Raw genomic sequence first — 19790 nt, forward strand, 5'->3', positions numbered from 1 at the left:
GTTCTTTTAAATCACAAAAATTTTCAGGAGCTGATTCCTGCTGTCCGCTGTATCTTTTGTGGTGAACCCCACCACAAAAGGATGCCGCTCCCATCAGGGCTAGACCACTCATTTTCAAAAGAAGTTTTACATTAATATAGAATACATTTTACAAACAACATATTTACATCAAAATGAAATACCGTATAGAAAAAGACACCATGGGCGAAGTTCAGGTCCCAGCCGATAAATATTGGGGTGCACAGACAGAACGTTCCAGAAACAATTTCAAAATCGGCCCATCAGCTTCAATGCCAAAAGAAATTATAGAAGGTTTTGCTTATCTCAAAAAAGCTGCTGCTTATGCCAATTATGATTTAGGTGTTTTACCAATCGAAAAAAGAGATGCCATTGGAGCTGTCTGCGACGAAATTCTGGAAGGAAAACTAGACGATCAGTTTCCATTAGTAATCTGGCAGACCGGTTCCGGTACACAAAGCAATATGAATGTAAATGAAGTAATTGCTAACCGTGCTCAGGTTCTAAAAGGTTTTGAAATTGGCGAAGGCGAACAATTCATCAAAGCCAATGATGACGTAAACAAATCACAATCATCCAACGATACTTTCCCTACCGGAATGCACATTGCTGCTTATAAAATGGTGGTTGAAACTACCATTCCCGGTGTAGAAAAACTTCACGCTACTTTAGCTAAAAAAGCTACAGAATACAAAGATGTTGTAAAAATTGGTCGTACGCATTTAATGGACGCAACTCCCCTAACCCTTGGACAGGAAATTTCAGGCTATGCTGCACAATTGGCTTTCGGATTAAAAGCATTAAAAAACACTTTATCTCACTTATCTGAAATTGCTTTAGGCGGAACTGCAGTTGGAACAGGACTTAACACTCCAAAAGGTTATGATGTAAAAGTTGCTCAATATATTGCCGAGTTTACCAAACATCCTTTTATAACTGCCGAAAATAAATTTGAAGCTTTGGCTGCTCACGATGCTATTGTCGAAACTCATGGAGCTTTAAAACAACTGGCAGTTTCTTTAAACAAAATTGCAAATGATGTGAGAATGCTGGCTTCAGGACCTCGTTCCGGAATTGGAGAAATCCATATTCCTGAAAACGAACCGGGTTCTTCTATCATGCCAGGAAAAGTAAACCCGACTCAGTGTGAAGCTTTAACAATGGTTTGTGCTCAGGTTATTGGAAATGACATGGCAATTGCTGTTGGTGGTATGCAGGGACATTATGACTTGAATGTTTTCAAACCTGTAATGGCAGCTAACTTTTTACAATCAGCGCAATTATTAGGTGATGCTTGTGTTTCTTTTGACGAACACTGCGCACAAGGAATCGAACCAAATCATAAAAGAATTAAAGAATTAGTTGACAATTCATTAATGTTGGTTACAGCTTTAAATACTAAAATTGGGTATTACAAAGCCGCTGAAATTGCTCAAACCGCGCACAAAAACGGAACTACTCTAAAAGAAGAAGCGGTTCGCTTAGGTTATGTAACTCCGGAAGATTTTGATGCCTGGGTGAAACCGGAGGATATGGTTTGATTTGATTTCAAGTTAAGAGTTATAGGTTAAGAGTTAGAAGTTTTGCTCTTAACAATAAAAGAGTGGCCAAAGGTAAAATGTTTGACCACTCTTACTATTAATGATGAAGCGTCACCCCATAACTTTTAACCTATAACTTTTAACCTATTATCCCTTAACTTACTTTCCCCCATCAACATAATCCTGCAAATAGCTGAATCGTTTTGTTAGTTTTCCGTTTTCTGTTATTTTGGCGCGTTTTAGGATTCCGTCTTTATCTCCGTTGAAGAAAGCCGGAATTACATACTCCATAAATTGTTCTCCAAAACCTTCACTTGCATCTTTGGGAATTTCACAAGGCAGATTATCTACTGCCATTACAGCAACTGCTGCAGGATGAAAGAAGTCTACTTCCCTGTCTTCTAACGGAAAATAACCATACAAAGGTTCCGCAATTGTTGAAGAACGAACCGTAGAAGCAATTGGGCCATTTACGTCGCAGGAAATATCGGCAACAACTTTTAATTTGCAATCGCTGGCATTCAGCATTTCTTTGGTTAAAATCATTGGTGCATTGCTGGCATAAAAATGTCCGGCAAAATAAATATCAGAAACTTTTGTAAATCGCTCAAAATCGGACTCGTATTCTTCCGGATGTTGTACAAAATCATTAAAATCCAAAACCTGACCGTCTTTCCTTTTATTATATTCCAGAACATCAAGCTGCACGTAAACTGCCTGCGCATAGGTTTTAGTCACATAATTATCTACCGTAATTTCCTTTACTTTTATGGCATCCAGAATTTCTTTTGCACCACTTCCAACCTTTCCAGTTCCCGTGATCACAAATTTCAAAGCCGGCATAGTAATGCGTTTTAAATGCTTTATCAGATCCTCTTTTCCTGAAAGTGTTTCTGCTTTTGGCAGTTTAAACAATTCAAATTTTATTCCGAAAGCACGAATTCCGTTATATACACCAACCATTCCCGCGTATCGACCAAAACCAATTAATCTGCGATCATGCTCATCCACAATAGTTTCATGATCGTACAAATCAATTTTTTTCTCTAAAATCGCCTGAAGCAGTTTTCTATTATGAGGCTGTTTTTTAATAGTATGAGAGAAAAAGAAATACGCTTTGTTTGGAATCAGATTCTCCACAGGAACTTCTTTTACACCAAATAAAACATCGCAATCAGAAACATCATCAGTAACCGAAATCCCCATGTTTTTATAATCATCATCAGAAAAAATTCTAATATCAGAACTTTCCACTTTTACAGCTGCTTCATGATAAAGCTGCTTTAATTTTGTTAATTCATTTGGAGAAAATACTACTCTTCTATCCGGCGGATTTTTTCTTTCTTTTATGATTCCAAATTTCATTTAAAACTGATTTTAGATATTTAATAATATAACTTTTTACACTGTATTTGTTTCAAATATAACAAATTTAGTTAAAATTTTGTTTCTAAAATTCTATTTAAAATGTTTCAAAACCGTTAAAAGCTGAAAAACAAACAACTGTATTTTATGATTCTTAAAAAAAAGTTAAAAAACACAAATTAAAGCCTCAGAATTGAGAAAACAACAAAATTGAATTCGATATATTTGTTTTTAAAGAACGATGCAAATGATTTTCCTTAAAAAAACAAAGATACCACAAATACTTTTCTCCGTACTAGTTTTAAGTTCATGCGGTCAAAACAAAAAAACGGATACAGTTACTACCAATACAGTCGAAGATACCTTACCCAAAATGAAGCCGTTAGGAGCAGAACCGAAAGTTTCTCAAGCCTATAAAAACTCGGTTGTCGGCAGAATAAACCACTTTTACAATAAAAACTGGCCAAATAATAACATGAATGGAAGCTTCTTAGTCGCCAAAAATGGTCAGATACTTTTTGAACGCTACAATGGTTTTGCTAATAAAAATGAAGGAACTAAAATAACTCCCGAAACTCCTGTACAAATTGCTTCCGTAAGCAAGGTTTTAACTGCAACGGCGGTTTTAAAATTGGTAAATGCAGGTAAAATCGATTTAGACCAGAAGGTCAATACCATTTTGAAAACATTTCCATACGAAGAATGTACTATAAGAATGCTACTAAGTCACCGCACCGGAATGCGTAATTATGCTTATTTCACAGATAGAGACAAATCTATTTGGGATCGTCACAATCAGTTGACGAATAAAGATATTCTGGATATTCTGGCAACAAAAGACATTGGTTTGGAATCGAGAACCGGAACGCGTTTCAGCTATTGCAATACCAACTATGCTATGCTGGCACTTATTATCGAAAAAATTACAGGATTGAGTTATAAGAATGCTATGTCTGAAATGATTTTCAAACCTTTGGGAATGAAAAATACTTATGTTTTTGACGATGATAAAGACCGAAAAAAAATTGTTCCTTCTTATAAAGGAAACGGTGTAGAAATTGGTTTTGATTATCTAGACAATGTTTATGGTGATAAAAATGTTTTTTCTACAGCAAGAGATCTTTTAAAATTTGACCGTGCAAGACAATCTCCGGACTTTTTAAAACCAGAATTATTGAAACAAGTTTACACGGGTTACAGCAACGAAAGAAAAGGAACTAAAAATTACGGTCTAGGAATTAGAATGATCAATTGGGAAACAGGACAGAATTTCTATTTCCATAACGGCTGGTGGCATGGCAATACCTCATCTTATATCACTTTAATGAACGAAGGCGTTACTATAATTGCGCTTTCGAACAAGATGACTAGAAACACTTATGCAGTTCGTAAACTGGCTCCAATCTTTGGAGACTACCCTTTTAATTTTAAAGACGAAGAATAACAAAATTTTTCTGAAAATTTTAGCAGAAAGTAATTTCAAATACTCTAAATTTGCAGACTTATTTTTTGGGGTCGACTGGTTTTGACAGCAAGTCGAATTGAACAGTAAGCACGTCGAGCATTGAGACCTTGCTCGTAAATATAAGATCTCAAACTTTTACACGGCGAAAATAATTACGCTTTAGCTGCATAATCCGAATCATAGTAAGATTGCGCCACGTCTCTACAAGGTAGAGAAGCTGGATTCTCCTGGAAAGCCTTGGTTTGTGGCGTTCCGTTCAGGGGAACCGTAAAAATAAACCTAGATATTCATGAGCTTCGGGTGGATTTCGAAATTTAAGAAGATAAGTGTTGGGTGGTTGTTTCTGGCCTAGCTCAACATCGAAAATTCAATCAGGAAATAAGCGTGTAGAAAGCTCTTTAGTTGCTTGTTTGGACCCGGGTTCGATTCCCGGCGACTCCACAAAAAAGCCTGTAAACTTAATGTTTACAGGCTTTTTCTTTAAAAGACATTTTCACAATTCATTTTATTATTTTGTTTTACGTAAAACACAATAATTTCAACTATCAGTAATTCAAATACAACTTACCGTAATCTGCAAACCTCCTCTCATTTCCTTTCTTTCGAAATTTGTATGCAACAAAAAATAGAAAAGATGAAACAGATTAAATTAGGCAATCAGGGATTAATTATTCCTCCAATAGGTTTAGGATGTATGGGAATGACGGGTTTTGAAGAAGGAAATATGTATGGTCCGGCAGATGAAAAAGAAGCAATTCACACCATTCATCGTTCACTTGAACTCGGTGGTAATTTTCTGGATACCGCAGATTTATACGGCCCTTTAAAAAATGAACAGCTTATAGCAAAAGCTATCGGCAAAGAGCGTGATAAGTATATTCTGCCTACAAAATTCGGTTGGGAAATCGACGACAGCGGAAAAGTAACCTGGGCTATAAATGGAAGTAAAAAATACATTAAAAAAGCGGTAGAGCGTTCGCTAAAAAATTTGAACACCGATTACATTGATCTTTATTATATGCACCGTCTCGACAAAAATACTCCTATAGAAGAGACGGTTGATGCTATGAGCGAACTTGTGAAGGAAGGCAAAGTGAAATACATCGGACTTTCGGAAGTATCTTCTGAAACTGTTGAAAAAGCGCACCTTGTTCATCCAATCACAGCTGTTCAAAGCGAATATTCTTTATTTGAAAGAACTGCAGAAGAAAGAGGGGTATTAAAAACACTCGAAGAATTGGGAATCGGTTTTGTGGCCTATTCTCCACTAGGACGAGGATTTTTATCCGGACAAATCCGTTCAATCGATGATCTTCCTGAAAATGATTTCCGTAGAGGAATTCCACGCTTTCAGGAAAACTATTTCCATAAAAATATTGATCTGGTAAAAGCAATTGAAATAATGGCTGAAGAAAAAAAGGTAACTTCTTCTCAGCTGGCTCTGGCATGGATTATCAGTAAAGGAATTGTACCGATTCCGGGAACCAAACGCAGAAAATATGTGGAACAAAACATAGCTTCCGCAAATATAGAATTGAGCCAGGATGAGCTTTTAAAACTGGAAAGTATCGTACCTTTAGGCACAGATACCGGAGCTCCGTACGATGAATTCAGTATGGGATTACTAGATTAAACTTAAAAAGACGCTGTTATGAACACGATTACATCTGTATCTGCTTTTCACCGATTACTTTCGCTTCCAGAACCGAAACACCCAATGGTAAGTGTCATTAATTTATCTGAAAGTATTTTTCTGGAAGATGAAATTTGGAAAGGTTTTGTCAATAAATTTTATTGTGTCGCTTTAAAGAGAGAGGCGAAAGGGAAAATTAGGTATGGTCAGGGACATTATGATTATGACAAAGGCGTACTCAGTTTTACTGCACCCAATCAGGTGCAGTATCTGGATTTTCATACTATGGAATGCGGAGCAGGTTATTTGTTAATATTTCATGAAGATTTTCTTTTAAAACATCCGCTGGCAGAGAGAATCTTTGATTTTGGTTTTTTCTCTTATGCCGTAAATGAAGCCTTGCATTTATCTGAACAGGAAGAAAAATATCTCATCGAAATCATGGATAGAATTGACAAAGAATGCCAGCATATTGACCGTCATACTCAGGATATCATCTTATCGCAGATCGATTTACTTCTAAATTATTCAAGCCGATTCTACGAAAGACAATTTCTAACGAGAAAAAACAATAGTCATGCACTACTTACAAAATTTGAAAGATTTATCAATGATTATTACAATAATGATACAGTAGAAAAAAGTCTTCTAAGCGTCAGTTTAATTGCCGATGCCTTAAACCTTTCTCCCAATTATCTTAGCGACTTCCTGAAAATTCATACCGGCCGAAATACTAAAGAACATATTTACGAAAAGCTTACCAATAAGGCCAAAGAGAAATTATCGGCAACTACTTTGTCCGTTAGTGAAATTGCTTATGATCTTGGTTTTGAACATCCGCAATCCTTCTGTACGTTTTTTAAAAAAAGAACGCACATGGCTCCTCTTGAATTTCGTGAAAAAATTAAAAATAATTAGATTTCAAATGACAGAACACTTCGCTATAAATGGGTGTTCTGTTACTTTTATTTATAAATAATTCAGTTGAAAATTGGTATCAAACTAATTTTTACATAATTTTGTATCAATCATTACAAAATAAAACACGATGAGAGGAAGACCAACCATTTATGAAGATTCTAATATCATAAAAAAAGCACAGGAAGTTTTTTGGCAGAAAGGGTATAGTGCAACCTCATTAAGTGATTTACAAAAGGCAACCGGTGCGGGCGCCGGAAGCTTTTATAATACTTTTAAAGGAGGAAAAAAAGAAGTCTTTCAGAAAGCTGTTCAGGAACGTCGGCTGGCTTTCACTTCATTTCAAAATGAATTAAGCAATAGCGAATCTCCATTAGAATTAATAAAAGATTTTTTCAGAAGCATTGCAAAAGCGGATCAAAACGAACATTTAAAAGGATGTATAATTGCCAATACTGTTGTCGAAATGACTTTTATCGATGAAGATCTCGAATCCAGCGCTGTTCAGATTTTAAAAGAGGTTGAACAAATGTTTACCGAAGTGATAAAATCGGAACAGCTAAAAGGAACTATAAAAACAAAAACTGCTCCCGAAATTCTGGGAAAATACCTCATCACATTTTGGTGCGGACTCAATACACTCCGAAGAATGTATCCCGACGAAAATGTCCTAAAATATCAAATCGAAATGCAATTAGCTGTTATCAGCTAATTTTTTTGATTATTTATGTATCAATCATTACAAAAATAAATATAATAAAGATGAATTTAAAATTAGAAGGAAAAAGAGCTTTTATCAGTGGTTCAACACAAGGAATTGGGTACGCGATTGCACAGCAATTATTAGCTGAAAACGCAGAAGTAATTATCAATGGCAGAAATGAAGAAAAAACAAAACTGGCTGTTCAAAAATTACAATCTGAATTTCCTGATGCAAAAATCTCAGGCATTAAAGCTGATTTTGGAAAGAAAGAGGAAGTAGCCAACTTATTAAACCAGTTAAATGATATTGATATCTTAATTAATAACGTTGGAATATTCGATTTAAAAAATTTCGAAGACATTGAAGAGGAAGATTGGTACAAAATATTTGAAATTAACGTATTGAGCGGTATTCGTCTTTCAAAAAAACTTTTACCGCAAATGCTTGAGAAAAAAACAGGAAGAATTATTTTTATCAGCAGTGAATCCGGAGTCAACATTCCGGGAAATATGATTCATTACGGAATGACGAAAGCAGCCATGACAGCCGTGAGTAATGGTTTATCTAAACTCACAATTGGAACTGAGGTTACCGTAAATACAATTCTAGGTGGACCAACTTATTCTGATGGTGTAGCGTCAACCATAGAACAAATCGCATCTATGCAAAACATCGAAACCGAACAAATGAAGAACATCATCATGCAGCAGACCAATCCGCATTCTTTATTACAGCGTTTTATAAATCCAAATGAGATTGCTTCGCTCGCAGTTTATCTTTCAAGTCCTTTAGCTGTAGCAACTAATGGTTCATCATTAAGAGCTGATGGAGGTGTTTTAAAAACGATTTAATACCAATTAAAAAGCCAGAAAAACACTTTCTGGCTTTTTAAATTCTAGTAGAAGAATTTATCATTTATTTTTTCCCATCAACAAAAACATACAATTTCTGCACTTTCCCGTTTTCAATTACAAACAAATCCATTCCGGAAACCACAGCTGGTTTTGCTTTTGAACCAAACTGCCAGTACAAACGCACTATATTATGATTTGTTTCTAATGATTTAGCACTAAACCTGAAATCAGGATTTTTTTGCTGAAGCTCTACAATAAATTTGCTAATTTCCTTCTGCCCTCTTGCTATGAAATGACGGTCTACCATCTCAACATCAGAAGCATAAAATTGATTCAATAAAGAAGTTCTTTTAGTTTCATCTTTTTCATTCCAGATTTTCAAATGATTTTCGATTATTTCTGTATTTCTTTTAACATCAAAATCTTTGTCTGATGTTTTTTTGACAGAACTATTTTTTGGCGACCATAAAACTGTTTTCGGATTCGATTTTTCATATCCTTTTCCATCTGGATACGAAACCAATTCCATTTTAGATCCCCAAGGCGTTTCAAAATAAACCCATGATTCACCTGCAGTGTCTCCTGACGGTGTCAAAAATGGTTCTCCTAATATTTTTACACCTTTACTTTTTAGATATTTTACGGATTCATTTATATCCGATGTATAAAAAGCAATATGCGAAGCTCCTATGTCATCAGAATTCGGATGGGCTTTACTGCCTTTATTATCGGCGTAACTAAAAACTTCAATACTGGCGCCAGTACCGGCATTTATCATCTTTATTGTTACGGCTCCTGTATTCGGATTGATATGATTAGCTTCTTTCCAATTGGCATCCAATGGTATTGGCCCAAGTTGTGTCACAGGCGTAAAACCTAAAACATCGCTAAAAAATGGTATCGCCTGATTGAGATCAGGTACGTTAATACCAACATGATCAATTCCTAAAATTCCAGCATTATTTTGAGCAACAGCTTTATCAGAAGCTGAAAAGAAAAAGAATAGATTTAATAAAGCGATTGCTGAAGTTTGTACTTTTTGATTTGATTTATATTGTGTTTTCATGATTTATTATTTAATGTTGTGTATTACTGAATAAAAATTAATTACTGTAAGCCGCTAACCATTTTGCTTTAATAGCCGCACGAGCTTCGATAAATTCTTTATCTGTTCCCTGTGCAATGGCATCAAGTGGAAAACGAAGTGGTCTCTCTCCTTTTTTCATATTAACCAATTCCAGAATTCCATCTGCAATAGTCTGCGGATTCATATCAAACTGAGCCATTTTTCCAAATAAAGCTGTGCCTAAAGCATTAAATTTATCTGTTGCAGCACTTCCATATTGATCAATTATTTCTTGTTTATCAGCATTGATACCTGCTTTTGAACCGTTATTCATCTCAGTAGGATAAACACCTGGCTGAATGCTCACATTTTCAATTCCGTAATCTGCTAACTCATCTTGTAAGCCTTCAGTAAAACTTTCTACTACTAATTTTGAAGCGATGTACGGAATCATAAACGGAAGTGTATGTCCGCTTGCTCCAGTAGTGATGTTAATAATAAGTCCGTTTTTTTCTTTTCTCATAGAAGGAAGAACTGCCTGATAAGTGCGTAGAACACTATAAACATTTACTTCAAACATCTTGCGTACCTGATCGATCGAATAACCTTCTAACAAACCAAAACCGCTTACTGCTGCATTATTAATTAATACATCGATTTTTCCGTATTTAATAAGTACCTTTTGAAAAGCTTCGTTTACAGAAGCATCATCTGTAATATCGATATCTACTACCTCAATATTTGAAAGCTTTGAAAGTTCGTTTGCTGCTTCTGCATTTTTACTTGTTGTATTACGCATTCCTGCGATTACTGAATGACCCGCATTTGCCAATGTTATAGCTGTAAGTTTTCCAAATCCTGAACTTGTACCTGTAATGAAAATTGTTTTTGACATGATTTCTAATTTTTAAATGTTATAAAATTTGTTTCTTTTGAACATTACAAAGTTGCATTGAATGCAAAACCTGTACATTGATTAGAAATAAGTAAAAACTTGATTTAGATCAAGTGTTTTGGAATAAGGCATAAAAAAAAGGAGCTTAAAAGCTCCCTGATTATTTTTTTGCGGTTTGTTTCCTTATACGACTTAAAGTTTCCGGTGTCATTCCGAGATACGATGCAATCATTGTTTGTGGTATTCGCGAAGCAAATCCCGGGTATTTTGTTATAAAGTTTAAATACTTTTCTTCTGCTGTAAAACTCAGTGATGCCTGAATTCGGTTTTGAGCCGCAATAAAACTTTTTTGAAGAATTGTATTTACCATATTATTAAAAGCTGGAATTTCATGACAAAGCATTTCAAAATTCTCATGCGTAAACAATACTAATTCGCTATCTTCAATAGCATCGATATTAAAACGTGATGGTTGCTGCAATAACAGACTCTCTCTGTCTCCTGTCCACCAATTCTCGATACTGAAACTATTGACATGCTCGCTTCCTTTTTCATCAACAGAATAAGTTCGAAGACAGCCTTTTGTTATAAAAGCATCGTATTTCCAAATATCACCTTCCTGCAGCAGATATTGTCTTTTACGAAGTTTTTTAATAATAGCAAAGGATTGAATATAATCAGATTCTGACTGTGTCAGTGTTACTTTATCGTCCAGATATTTTTGGAATATTTCATACATAGACTGTAAAATTATATAAAAGTTCCAACAATAAAGAATAAACAAGGAAAAGCATTTGAAAACAATTTTCAAAAATTTGAATTCTCAATAAATGAAAATTTCACAACGCGGTTCGAAAATTATATAAAATAATTCGTCTTGTAAAAGTCTAATTTTAGAATAAGCTAAAAAAAAAGATATTATTAATTTTAAATTGATTGACATGAGATCCGAGAACTACTTATCTGATGAATTTGCAAACGAAATGAATTCATACGAAGAACAACTATTATTGAATTATGATGATTATTTGGAAGGTGATTACACAAATAGGCTGTCAGCTTCTAACCACTACAATCTGGAACTTGGAGAATTGGAAGAAAGCCTAGAATATGATTTTGATTCTGAATATGATGAAAATGACTGGGAAGAAGAAGAAGAGTTGGATGAGAATATTGCTGGCGAATACGATGATAATGAAGAAAAGCCTGGTGCTTTTGAAATGATTAGTTAATAAAACATGAAAAAATTATCACTGATTTTAATCTGCATTTTACTTTTTTCCTGCCAAAAAAAGGAGAACAGCACTATTAATAATAAGGAAAACGTTACAAATCGTATTGACTCTATAACTATCACTCGAGAAGAAAAAGAGCAAGAGAACAAACAAATAGGTGATACTATTTTCATGAATTTTGAAAACAAAGAAAACCTGTTTATCGCAGAAAGTGCTTTAGATTCTATAAATTCAAAAGTCTATATCAAATTTAAAGCTGAAGATTCAGGTGAATTAAAAGCAGAAATTGTTGCGGCAACAGGCAAAGGAAATATCCGTTTCAATCAGATTATTCTACCTGATAAAACTTCGGATGGTCCTTTTGGAATGGATTTAAAAATTCCGCTCAAACAAAAAGGAAACTACATTTTAATAATTGGACATTCTTTAATGGCAGAAAATCCGTACTATGGTAAATTTAAAGTGCAATTGAATCTAAAAAAATAGTGATCGATTAAAATTAATCTGCATTACCGGTACACATAAAAATATGTTTAGAACCGCTTTCTTTTAATTTAATCAAAGCGTCTCTTAATCCATCTCCAAGATTAGATGTGATTGCTAAAAGTAATTGTTTTAAATCCTTAAAGCTATTGGGTTTGACCAAATAACAAATGGATCCCAGTTTTGAAGCCATTTCGATATCATTTTTATGAGAAGAAGTCGAAATCATAATTACTGGTATATCTTTATAATGGGAATCTTGTTTTACTAACTTAAGACAATCCCAGCCATTCATAACCGGCATATTAAGATCCAGGAAAATCAGTTGTGGTTTTTCGTTAATCTGATTTAATATCTTCCACGCCTGACTTCCATTTTCTGCACAATGACAGGTAATATTTTCATTTATTTCTTCTAATGCCTCACAAAACATTTCGGTGTCATCTGTGTCGTCGTCAGCCAGTAAAATTATTTTTTTGCTCATACTTAAATGCCCATTTCTTGTTGTTTCAGAGGGAGTTTTATGGTAAAGACAGCTCCTGCATATGGTCTTCCAACTGCTGTAATACTTCCACCGTGCCGTTCTACTATTTTTTTACAAAGTGATAATCCTAAACCTGTTCCTTCGTAAACATCTTTAGAATTAAGCCTTGTAAAAGTTTCAAAAATTTGTGCAGATTGCTCATTTTCAAAACCAATTCCGTTATCCTCAACCGTCATTAGAGCAATCACTTTTTGATTCTCCATTATTATTTTTGAGGATATTGTAATCTTAGGCGGTACTCCGTTTTTAGCAAATTTAATAGAATTATTAATCAAATTATAAAAAAGCTGATATAACAATACTGAAGCTCCTTCCAGTTTTGGTAAGTCATTATAATGAATCTCTCCTTTTGTATTCTGTAAAGAGACTTCTAAATCGGTTTCAATATTTTTTAAAACATCATTAAGATCGACTAATGTTGCTTTCTGTAAATTGGCATTAATCTTAGAATACATCAATACACCGTCAATCATATTAAACATACGATCTGCGGCAACGTGGATTCTCCCAATAAATCTGGCAGCAGATTCATCCAGATTTCCTTCAAGATGTTCCTCCAGTCTGCTTGTGAAAGTTTTAATCTTTCTTACAGGCTCTTTTAAATCGTGAGAAGCAACGTGAGCGAACTGTTGTAAATCTTCATTAGAACGCTGTAATTCTTTGGTTCTGTCTGCTACGAGACTTTCTAATTTTTCGGTTATTGTTTTTTGTTCGTGTATGTCTGTACAAGTACCAAACCACCTTACAATAACTCCCGTTTTATCTCGTATAGGAACAGCTTTACTTAAAAACCAGCGGTACAAACCTGTATTTTTATTTTCTAATCTAAATTCTAATTGGTAACTACTTCCATTCTGAACACTTATATACCAAGCTTCCAAAACAGGTAATACATCGTCGCGATGCAGCATTGGAACCCAGCTTTCATCTCCAAACTTTTCTTCATCCAGTCCTGTATATTCGTACCAACGCTTATTGTAGTAATCTACATAACCATCTGGTTTTGCCGTCCAGATTACCTGCGGTACCAAATCTGCCAGCTGGCGGAATTTTTCTTCACTGTCTTTAATAATTTGCTGTACCTCTTTTTGAGAAGAAATATCACCGGCAGCGCCAAACCACTCAATAATATTATTTTGATCGTCTAATATTGGTATTGCTCTTGAAAATGTCCAGCCCAAAGTTCCATCCGGTTTTAAAGCCCGATGTTCCATTTCAAATATTTTTTTATTTTCAATAGCATCAGTAATAAGTTTTAAAGCTTTTTGCTGATCTTCGATATAGATGAACTTATCAATCCAGTTAAAAACAACATCTCCCTCATCTGATTGTAAATCAATACCTTCCAGATTACGCATTACGGTCCAATCGGCATTCATTCGATACACAAAATCAGATGAAGCATTAACCAAAACACGGAAACGATTTTCACTCTCTTCCATTTTTTTACGCGCCACGACCTGTTCCGTAACATCAACAGCTACTTGAATCATTCCAGTTATCTTTCCATCTTCAATCAATGGACGATAAGCCAGATTATAGTAATAGTCCCGCATTACTCCTGTTCGGTTATGCTGTACGAGAACTTCGCTTTGGTCAAAGGGCATTCCTTCATTATACACATTCTGAACCTGAGTCCAAACATATTGTCCTCTCAATTCAGGCAAAACATCAATCAATGGCATTCCAATGATCTCTTCTCCTCGCCCAATCATGGCAAGCATGTGTTTATTGATCTGCTTGATAACCAAATCATCTCCCATTAATACCAGTGTAGGAGACGGAGTTTGGTCGATCATTGATCTTAAAGTCGCTTCACTTTCTTCAATTTTTCTGCTTGCTAAAAGTTGTTGTTCTTCTGCTTGTTTTATTTCTGTTATATCACGAGTAGTTCCTGCAATTGCTTCTACTTCGCCGTCTTCATTAAAAACCGGAGCAAAAATATAGTCGTAAACTCTGCTTCCTAATTCAGCATGTGGAAAAGAAACTGTACCTCTAATTGTTTTTTTTGAAGCGACTACTTCATCTATTTCTTTTTCATGCATTGCTGCATGCCATTCTTCATATCCGTTATCTCTCAAACCTTTACCAATAGCATCTTCAGCAGATTTTCCCCACATGGCCAGGAGTGCCTTATTGGCGTAAGTAAATTTATAGGAAAGATCAAAAACATATACCAAATCAGGCGTTGTATTGGTAATTGAATGATAAAATCGCGTTTGTTTTTCTGCAGTTTCTAAAGCACTTTTCAGCGCTATCTCTGTCTTTTTCTTTTTAGTCAGGTTTTCTGAAGTAATAACCAGTAATTCATCCTTTTTTACGGCTGCAAACCTAAACCAGAATTTCAAACCATTTGAAGTATATTTACATTCAAAATCGGTTGAAATACCAGTTTCTGCAGTATTAATAAATTTTTCAAGAATACCGTTTTCTTTTATCCCGGGAAAAACTTCACTATACAGTCTGCCTTTATAATATAGATCGTCAAGCTGTTTTAAAACATGAGAATTTAAAAACAAAATCGAAAAATCGTTTATTTCTCGTTCCTCATTATACACAGGTCTTATGACGGTAATACCGTTGGCTGTAGAGTCAAAAATGGCTTGAAATAAATCTTGATTTTCTGTTAACTCCATTGTTTCACTTAATGTATAAAAGCTCCGTTATTTTTTAATCAATATGGTAAAACATCATGATTTTTAGCTCAATTTGTTTTTTAGCCAGTGAAATAGAGACACTCACTTGTTTTTGTAAAAGCTAATATAATTAATTTTATTACACGTAGTGAATTATTTACAAGTGTATTCCAGACCAATATCTAAATCTATTTTCAGTAAGAATTAATGAAATTAAAATCTGTTATTTTTTATAAATCAAATCATCTAAATCTGACAAAGTATAAAATTTAAGATCATTAAGTTTCATGTATTTACAAACAAATTCCAAGGTTTCAATTTTGGTCTGATAATTTTCGGTTACATTTTTAACTGGTTTATGACTGCATAAAATCAGAATTTTATTATTTTTTTTAGCATAATCCAGTAATTCTAAAAGGTATGGAATGCTAAAATGAATGTGACTATTGTCAATATCAAAAGCAAATACAATTTTTGAATTATTAAAATAACTGTCTTGCTTTTCCGGAATTTCACCTCCAAAGGCTCTTCCTCTAATTATTTTAAAATCCGGAGACAAAGCTTTGTCCAGTTCTTCTGATCTCTCACCGTAAGGATAAGCAAAAGAAGTCACTTTAAATCCTTTCTTTTTCATAGAAACAATCATAGGATCTATTTCTTGTTTCATATAAGCATCTATTCCATTTTGCTGTACAAATTTTACGGCATTGTAATGGTGATATCCGTGACCTGCAATTTCGTGACCATATTTTTGCATTTCAAGAAGCTTTTTAATTTCAGGAGCTCCAATAGAATCTATCCTGCAGACATTAAACGTAGCTCTCCATTTGTATTTTTTCAGTACACTATCTGCTTCAGCCCATTCATCGACATAAGCGTCGTCAAAAGATAAAATTACACCTGCTTTATATGGCTTTGGTTCCGGTTTTTCTTTTTTGGTATCACAGGAAAAAATAGTTAAGAACATTAAAAACAACATTGTTCTAATAAAAAATACCTTCATAAAGTGCTTTAATTAAAATGAAACTTCAACTGTGCTTTTATCGAATAGAATATCTCAAATATAAAAATTTTTGAGCTCTTTTACTTAGGCTTTTTCAATTAACAAAAACAAATATTCTTATTGTTTTTATACTCCAAAATACTGTAGTTTTAGTTACTTTTATAGTATCATAATTCCTTACTTATCCAATGATTATCAAGAAAAAAACGAATTGGTTCAAAATGCTCTTTGAGTGGAATGGCTCTGTTTTACCACAATTACTTCCTAGACTTCTGTTATTACTTTTGTTTTCTCTTGCTGTGGTCTGTTTTAAACCCTTTTTATTAGAACATAATCTGCACATCAATCCGGCTGCTTTTACGTTATTCGGAATAACGCTTGCTATATTTCTTGGCTTTAGAAACAATGTAAGTTATGATCGTTTTTGGGAAGGAAGAAAACTTTGGGGCGCACTTCTCAATGATACCCGTTCCCTTGCCAGACAAAGCATTTCTCTTATTAATGATAAAGAATACGAAACGAAACGCGATGAGTTTACAAATCTTCTTATCGCCTTTGTTTACAGTTTAAAGCATCAGCTTAGACATACTGATTCTGAAGAAGATTTAAAACGATTACTTGAAAATGAATTTGCTGAAAGTCTAAAAGAAGTTCGGTACAAACCAATCATCATTTTAAGAGAACTCGGAAACTGGATCAAAAAAGCAAAAGCAGATGGTAAAATTGACAGCGTAACACAATTGGCTTTTGAAGAAAATCTGAACAAACTTTCAGATATCGTAGGCGGATGCGAACGAATTGCCAGCACTCCTATTCCTTATACTTATAGTGTATTATTGCATCGCACCGTTTATATTTATTGTTTTATGCTTCCATTTGGATTCGTTGAAACATTAGGCTGGATTACGCCGTTTATCATTGTATTTATTGCCTACACTTTTGTTGCACTCGAAGCCATCGCCGATGAACTGGAAGATCCGTTTGGTAAACAACCCAATGACCTTGCTTTGGATACGATGGCCGAAATGATCGAAAATACATTGTTGGAATTAAATGATAAAAAAATTAATCCGTTAAAAACAAATAGTGATTATTATATTACTTAATTGATTCAGCATCCAGTAAAACAGCCAACTGAATACAAGGCAAATCTGAACGGTTGCTCCAAGCATGATTGGTTCCGCGCTGAATTACAATATCACCCGCCTGTAGTAAAGTTTCCTCTTCGTCTACAATAAGATAAATTTCTCCAGCTAAAATCACAATATAATCTAAGGTATCGGTTTGATGCATTAACGGATGAGGCTGCCCTTCTGGTGCCACAATTCCTAAATCTTTATCGGGCGGAATTTGTACATAACGAAAATAACTTCCGTTTTTGGGTGTATTCGGAAAAGCAGTATTCTCTATTTCTTTTTCCTCGTATTTTGCGGGAGTAGTATCAGTTGACCAAACATCCGAAATAATTAATCCCGGAAAATGCTCTGAAACATTGGTTACAATATTGTCTTGTTCTATTATTGATTTTCCATTTCGTAAACCTGTTACGACTCTTCTTGGAATTGTTTTCATATTTTAATTTATTTTTTTAAACACATAGAAACATAGTTTTTCTTTGCGTTTAAAAGGCATTTCATTTAGTTAAAAACACATAGTTAACTCCTATGTGTTAGAAACTAGCTTCTTTTTTCATCTTCTTTACTAATTAAAAAACCTATATTTCTATGTGTTTATTAAATTTTAATAAAAACCTAACAGGTTTTGAAAACCTGTTAGGTTAAAAAAACTAACTAATCTAACTTAAACCAATCTTTTACCTCATTTGTTATAGAATCTTTTATTTTAGGATTTTCAAATTCATTCGACGCGGGATTATATTCGTAATCTTTCTGCCATTTTTTATAATTCGAAGCTACTTTCTCAATCGCATCACAGATATAGAAAAGCTCTTCATTCGTCGTAATCGGGTGTAAAGACAAACGAACCCAGCCCGGTTTATTGGTTTGATTTCTCTCCAATAATTCATTGGTAATTTCTGCCGATTTCTTCTCATTAATATTGAACAAATAATGCGCATAAGTACTCGCACACGACCAGCCACCGCGAACCTGAATTCCGAAACGGTCATTCAAAAGTCTTACGATCAAATTGTAATGAATATCTTCAATCACAAGGGAAACACAGCCAATTCTTTCTGTCGTTAGGTCTCCCAGAATAGATAAACCCTGAATTTTTTGAAGCCTTGAAAAACAAAGATTCAGAAGTTCTTTTTCTCTTTTTTGGATGTTCTCTACTCCCATCTGCTCTTTTAATTCTAAAGCCAGAGCAGCTCTAATAACTTGCAAAAATCCTGGAGTTCCTCCATCTTCGCGAACTTCAATCACATCGCTGTAACAATATTTCCCAAGCGGATTGGTCCATTTTACATTTCCCCCGCCCGGATTATCCGGAAAATCAGATTGATATAATTTTTCATTAAAAACCAAAACACCGCTTGTTCCTGGTCCGCCTAGGAATTTGTGAGGCGAAAAGAAAATGGCGTCCAATTGCGCTTCCGGATCTTTTGGATGCATATCGATTTTGACATAAGGTGCAGAAGCAGCAAAATCAACAAAACAAAGTCCGCCGTTTTGATGCATGATTTTCGCTAATTCATGGTAAGGCGTAATAATTCCCGTAACATTGGAACAAGCTGTAAACGAACCAATTTTCAAACTTCTGTCCGCATATTTTTTAATTTCTTCCGACAGTACTTTTGGATCTACCAAATTATTTTCATCTGGCTGTAAAATCACCACTTCGGCATTGGTTTCGTACCACGGAACCTGATTCGAATGATGTTCCATGTGAGTTATAAAAACCACTGGTCTGTCTTCTTTATAATCGCTTCGCAAACCCATAATACGCTGCAATTTAGATAAAGCAGCTGTCATTCCGGTTCCCGTTGTTACCAAAACATCCGATGCATTGGCATTTACCGATTTCTTAATAATTTCTCTTGCGTGCTGATAAGCATAAGTCGAAGCCTTTCCGGTCTGACTGGAAAATGAATGTGTATTGGCAATCATTGGTCCCATTTTGTTGAGCATAATATCCTCGATCGGAACGTATAATCTTCCGCTGGCAACCCAGTCGGCATAAACTAGATTTTGTTCTCCGTAAACCGATTCAAAAGTATGATCGATTCCTACTGTATTTTCTCTAAATTTAGAGAAGTAACACTCTAACTCAATTGGTTCTTTTGTTGTCTCAATAGCATTCATTTCCTTATCATTTTTAATTTAATAATGTAATATTTTTTGCAAACTTTTTATCAATCTTGTCATTCTGACGAAGGAAGAATCTTCGTCCTATATTCTACAAAGATTGGTTCTTTCCTTTGAGGAGCTACTTACGAAGATCCTTCGCATCCGCTCAGGATGACAAGATTG

Annotated in this window: 18 protein-coding genes and 1 other RNA gene; 10 read left to right on the forward strand and 9 right to left on the reverse strand. The window is 34.6% G+C overall.

The genetic code is table 11. From position 1 onward, the window contains the following. Positions 1 to 173: 173 nt before the first annotated feature. The gene (fumC, locus tag HYN56_RS23490; RefSeq protein WP_109194424.1) at positions 174 to 1559 is read left to right on the forward strand and encodes a class II fumarate hydratase; all 1386 of its coding nucleotides are present in this window, start codon (positions 174 to 176) and stop codon (positions 1557 to 1559) included. A gap of 159 nt (positions 1560 to 1718) precedes the next feature. Here the strand turns inward: fumC and HYN56_RS23495 are convergent, their stop codons facing one another. Continuing rightward, complete coding sequence (locus tag HYN56_RS23495) at positions 1719 to 2924, reverse strand: NAD(P)-dependent oxidoreductase (protein ID WP_109194425.1); 1206 nt, start codon at positions 2922 to 2924, stop codon at positions 1719 to 1721. Between the two features lie 241 nt (positions 2925 to 3165). Between HYN56_RS23495 and HYN56_RS23500 the strand changes: the two genes are divergently transcribed. The 6 genes from HYN56_RS23500 to HYN56_RS23525 all read left to right on the forward strand — a co-directional run bounded on the left by HYN56_RS23500 (position 3166) and on the right by HYN56_RS23525 (position 8494). Then, on the forward strand, positions 3166 to 4368 hold the full coding sequence (locus tag HYN56_RS23500) for a serine hydrolase domain-containing protein (RefSeq protein ID WP_109194426.1): 1203 nt from the start codon (positions 3166 to 3168) through the stop codon (positions 4366 to 4368). A gap of 67 nt (positions 4369 to 4435) precedes the next feature. Further along, positions 4436 to 4833, forward strand: a transfer-messenger RNA (tmRNA) gene (gene ssrA, locus HYN56_RS23505). Between the two features lie 190 nt (positions 4834 to 5023). Beyond that, positions 5024 to 6022 carry an aldo/keto reductase gene (locus HYN56_RS23510; RefSeq protein WP_109194427.1) on the forward strand — a complete coding sequence of 333 codons (999 nt, stop codon included), beginning with the start codon at positions 5024 to 5026 and terminating at the stop codon, positions 6020 to 6022. Between the two features lie 18 nt (positions 6023 to 6040). Continuing rightward, on the forward strand, positions 6041 to 6940 hold the full coding sequence (locus HYN56_RS23515) for a helix-turn-helix domain-containing protein (RefSeq protein ID WP_109194428.1): 900 nt from the start codon (positions 6041 to 6043) through the stop codon (positions 6938 to 6940). A 130-nt stretch (positions 6941 to 7070) separates the two neighbouring features. Beyond that, entirely contained in the window at positions 7071 to 7652 is a 582-nt protein-coding gene (locus HYN56_RS23520; RefSeq protein ID WP_109194429.1) for a TetR/AcrR family transcriptional regulator, read from the forward strand. A gap of 50 nt (positions 7653 to 7702) precedes the next feature. Beyond that, the gene (locus HYN56_RS23525; protein WP_109194430.1) at positions 7703 to 8494 is read left to right on the forward strand and encodes an SDR family NAD(P)-dependent oxidoreductase; all 792 of its coding nucleotides are present in this window, start codon (positions 7703 to 7705) and stop codon (positions 8492 to 8494) included. Between the two features lie 64 nt (positions 8495 to 8558). On the opposite strand, the gene HYN56_RS23530 is transcribed toward HYN56_RS23525, so the two are convergent. The 3 genes from HYN56_RS23530 to HYN56_RS23540 all read right to left on the reverse strand — a co-directional run bounded on the left by HYN56_RS23530 (position 8559) and on the right by HYN56_RS23540 (position 11197). Then, complete coding sequence (locus HYN56_RS23530) at positions 8559 to 9563, reverse strand: VOC family protein (protein ID WP_109194431.1); 1005 nt, start codon at positions 9561 to 9563, stop codon at positions 8559 to 8561. A gap of 37 nt (positions 9564 to 9600) precedes the next feature. Next, on the reverse strand, positions 9601 to 10458 hold the full coding sequence (locus HYN56_RS23535; protein WP_109194432.1) for an SDR family oxidoreductase: 858 nt from the start codon (positions 10456 to 10458) through the stop codon (positions 9601 to 9603). A 160-nt stretch (positions 10459 to 10618) separates the two neighbouring features. Beyond that, a complete protein-coding gene (locus HYN56_RS23540) occupies positions 10619 to 11197 on the reverse strand; it encodes a Crp/Fnr family transcriptional regulator (RefSeq protein ID WP_109194433.1) in 579 nt (192 codons plus the stop codon). A 202-nt stretch (positions 11198 to 11399) separates the two neighbouring features. Here HYN56_RS23540 and HYN56_RS23545 point away from each other — a divergent pair, with 202 nt between their 5' ends. Both HYN56_RS23545 and HYN56_RS23550 read left to right on the forward strand, forming a co-directional pair. After that, positions 11400 to 11690, forward strand: coding sequence for a hypothetical protein (locus tag HYN56_RS23545; RefSeq protein ID WP_109194434.1), 291 nt, complete (start codon positions 11400 to 11402; stop codon positions 11688 to 11690). A 6-nt stretch (positions 11691 to 11696) separates the two neighbouring features. Further along, positions 11697 to 12179 carry a hypothetical protein gene (locus tag HYN56_RS23550; protein WP_109194435.1) on the forward strand — a complete coding sequence of 161 codons (483 nt, stop codon included), beginning with the start codon at positions 11697 to 11699 and terminating at the stop codon, positions 12177 to 12179. Positions 12180 to 12192: 13 nt separating this feature from the next. Here HYN56_RS23550 and HYN56_RS23555 read toward each other — a convergent pair whose 3' ends face one another. From HYN56_RS23555 to HYN56_RS23565, 3 genes are all read right to left on the reverse strand, one after another. Then, positions 12193 to 12660: a response regulator gene (locus HYN56_RS23555; RefSeq protein ID WP_109194436.1), complete on the reverse strand. Its 468-nt coding sequence runs from the start codon at positions 12658 to 12660 to the stop codon at positions 12193 to 12195. 2 nt (positions 12661 to 12662) lie between these two features. After that, positions 12663 to 15356: a PAS domain-containing sensor histidine kinase gene (locus tag HYN56_RS23560; protein ID WP_109194437.1), complete on the reverse strand. Its 2694-nt coding sequence runs from the start codon at positions 15354 to 15356 to the stop codon at positions 12663 to 12665. A gap of 223 nt (positions 15357 to 15579) precedes the next feature. After that, on the reverse strand, positions 15580 to 16359 hold the full coding sequence (locus HYN56_RS23565) for a polysaccharide deacetylase family protein (protein ID WP_109194438.1): 780 nt from the start codon (positions 16357 to 16359) through the stop codon (positions 15580 to 15582). Positions 16360 to 16547: 188 nt separating this feature from the next. Between HYN56_RS23565 and HYN56_RS23570 the strand changes: the two genes are divergently transcribed. Continuing rightward, positions 16548 to 17465, forward strand: a complete 918-nt coding sequence (locus HYN56_RS23570) for a bestrophin family protein (protein ID WP_109194439.1) — start codon at positions 16548 to 16550, stop codon at positions 17463 to 17465. Here the strand turns inward: HYN56_RS23570 and HYN56_RS23575 are convergent. Together HYN56_RS23575 and HYN56_RS23580 are read right to left on the reverse strand one after the other, a co-directional pair. Then, positions 17458 to 17931 carry a cupin domain-containing protein gene (locus tag HYN56_RS23575; RefSeq protein WP_109194440.1) on the reverse strand — a complete coding sequence of 158 codons (474 nt, stop codon included), beginning with the start codon at positions 17929 to 17931 and terminating at the stop codon, positions 17458 to 17460. The genes HYN56_RS23570 and HYN56_RS23575 overlap by 8 nt on opposite strands. Before the next feature lie 218 nt (positions 17932 to 18149). Next, complete coding sequence (locus HYN56_RS23580) at positions 18150 to 19622, reverse strand: aminotransferase class V-fold PLP-dependent enzyme (RefSeq protein ID WP_109194441.1); 1473 nt, start codon at positions 19620 to 19622, stop codon at positions 18150 to 18152. Positions 19623 to 19790 lie beyond the last annotated feature (168 nt).

The organism is Flavobacterium crocinum (assembly GCF_003122385.1).
GTDB lineage: Bacteria > Bacteroidota > Bacteroidia > Flavobacteriales > Flavobacteriaceae > Flavobacterium > Flavobacterium crocinum.